The sequence below is a fragment of the Coleofasciculus sp. LEGE 07092 genome, assembly GCF_015207375.1.
In the GTDB taxonomy this organism is placed as follows: Bacteria; Cyanobacteriota; Cyanobacteriia; order Cyanobacteriales; family Coleofasciculaceae; genus LEGE-07092.
The window spans coordinates 1-1,854 of the sequence record NZ_JADEWY010000276.1 but is presented as its reverse complement, the minus strand read 5'-3'; the positions used below and the strand labels follow the sequence as shown (position 1 = coordinate 1,854).

The window sequence follows — 1,854 nt, the reverse complement described above, 5'->3', positions numbered from 1 at the left end:
CCCCACACCCCACACCCCACACCCGGAGCGAAGCTCCCCAAACGGTTCAACGAGCGGACTGGGAACAGAAGATGATTAAAAGCGCTCTTCATGCGCTCAACTCTGTTCAGGCTGACCAACTGGGACGGCGAATTACTGCTATTGGTGAGCATTTTGCTGTGTATAACGAGCGAGATAAGTCATTGAGGATTATTGATGGCATCGGTGACAAGGGTGTTCTCTATAAGGCACAGCAGGGACAAACGGCGACGATTAATCATTTCTCAGAAGCAGAAAAACAACAATTTGCTGCCATTTCCCTTCCCAAAACCACACAGCCCAAGCTGACTTGTGGGGAACGCTGAAAGCATCCCTGTGCGCCCCTTATTTTCCCTAGAATTAACTGACGCTAACTCTCTTGAGCGTTCTGCCTCATTTCCCCTAGAATGCGATGCCTTCTCTTCTCCTGTCGGAGACGCTGCGCGAAAGGCGGTTCGCGGAACAACCATCGCTCTTCCTTATTCTTACCATTTGGCGTCATTTTGTCTTGACGTCAGGACATAAAGATTTAACTAGACAAAGACGTATAGATGTAGTATAGTTCTGGTAACTATTTTGGTAAGTAGTTTGTGCGGACAATCGCTTGTCTTTCCTTATCAGGTGGTCAGGGCAAAACCACCGCCGCGCTGTTGTTAGGACGCACGCTGGCGCTTAATAGCAGCAAAGTCTTGGTGATTGATGCTGACCCTCAAGCCAATTTGACCTTTTATCTGGGTCATCAAGTGGCACCCGACGAGCCAACTTTGCTGGAGGTGATGCAGCGGGAAGTGGATGCAGTTCACGGGATTTATCCTTTGCGCTATGCCAATTTGTTTCTCATTCCTGCTGATAATGCGCTCAACAAGGTGCAAGATTACCTAGCTACTTCTGGGATGGGTGCTGTTGTTTTGCGGCGACGCCTGGAGCCAGTGGTTAATTTATTTGAGTACTGCATCATCGATTCCCCACCCCAGCGCACACAAATTTGCTTGTCTGTTGTGGGAGCTGCCGATTTTATTCTCATACCTGTTGAGGCATCGACTAAGGGCGTGAATTCCCTATTGCGATCGCTCGAACTTGTGGAAGAGTTAAGGGATATTGGGGCATTTTCGGGGCAGGTGTTGGGGGTTTTGCCTTTCCGAGATCGGTGGTTTGGGCGTTCTCAAGCCAAAGAAAGCCGGGACGCGATTGAGGCGATGCGACAAATGGCTGGAGATATCCCTGTTCTGCCCTCAATTCTGGAGAGTGAACAGTACAAACGTGCCATCCGGCAAGGTCAGACTCTATCTGAAATGGGGCTGGCTGATTTGCAGTACCCCTTTGAAAAAATTATCGCGCAGCTCGATGCCAGAAGATGATGCCCTAAAAAGATTGATGCAGCAGAAGCGCCCTAGTGTTTCTCCACGTCAAGACTCGTTGACGCCAAAAAGTACTGACGCCAATACGTCTTTGACTCAAGATACTTTGACGGAAGCGCAAAGTACTCTTAATAGGGAACAGGGAACGGGTAACTCTCCGTTAGAGGGGGATTCTCGTCCAGAATCGGTTGATTTACCAGAAGTTATTAGGACAACTGCTCGTCTGGAGAAGTCTGTCGATAAAGCGCTGCGTCAGTTATGTATGGAAACTGGAGTAACCAAGGAAGTTTGGTTTGAAGCGGCTTATCTTTATTTGGCAGAGCATTCTGAGGAGTTGGAAGCGGTTAATCAAATAGCGTTAGAACGGTTAGAACGCCGCAAGCGTGCAGACGATTTGCGGAAGCTGCGAACTATGCAGAAGCGGTTGTCGGGAGAATTTTGAGTTGGGAGAGGGGGAGATGGGGGGAGTTATGTTGGT

General features: G+C 49.0%; 3 protein-coding genes. All 3 read left to right on the top strand.

Going from position 1 to position 1,854, the window contains the following annotated elements; all coding sequences use genetic code 11:
• The coding region (locus IQ257_RS29505; protein ID WP_193933510.1) for a hypothetical protein at positions 1–344 on the top strand (344 nt) is incomplete at its 5' end.
• 264 nt (positions 345–608) lie between these two features.
• Entirely contained in the window at positions 609–1,376 is a 768-nt protein-coding gene (locus IQ257_RS29500) for a ParA family protein (protein ID WP_193882812.1), read from the top strand.
• Positions 1,363–1,818, top strand: coding sequence for a hypothetical protein (locus IQ257_RS29495; protein WP_193933508.1), 456 nt, complete (start codon positions 1,363–1,365; stop codon positions 1,816–1,818). The genes IQ257_RS29500 and IQ257_RS29495 overlap by 14 nt, the downstream gene beginning before the upstream one ends.
• Positions 1,819–1,854: the final 36 nt, after the last annotated feature.

What these genes read in the sequence shown, in the direction of transcription:
- IQ257_RS29495 (WP_193933508.1), top strand. Translation starts at nt 1,363, where the DNA reads ATGCCAGAAGATGATGCCCTAAAAAGATTGATGCAGCAGAAGCGCCCT.